This is a genomic window from Saccharothrix sp. ST-888 (assembly GCF_000955975.1).
GTDB lineage: Bacteria > Actinomycetota > Actinomycetes > Streptomycetales > Streptomycetaceae > Kitasatospora.
On the sequence record NZ_JYJF01001069.1, the window covers coordinates 1 to 270 of the forward strand.

General features: G+C 71.5%; 1 protein-coding gene. It reads right to left on the reverse strand.

Annotated features, from left to right (window positions below):
* Nucleotides 1-270 (reverse strand): CurL C-terminal domain-containing protein (locus tag UK12_RS35650; protein ID WP_045307379.1); only part of this gene is annotated, 270 nt, incomplete at both ends.

Below are 270 nucleotides of genomic sequence, written 5' to 3' on the forward strand. Positions count from 1 at the left end.
ACCCGCCACGACAGCTGCGCGGTGTTCGAAAGCCGCTCGCGTCGTCGCCAGCGAGTAACCGAGGTCCGTGACGGTCAGCTCGGGGTCGGCCTCGACCCGGGACTGGAGCTCCCTGGCCTGAGCCCGAAGTGCCGTCTCGCCCTTCGCCGAGAGCACCACCGGCACCACCGGCGGCGACACGCTCGCCTCGACGGCTTCGGCCTCAACAGCCGGCGCCTGCTCCAGGATCGTGTGCGCGTTGGTACCGCTGACGCCGAAGGCGGAGACGCC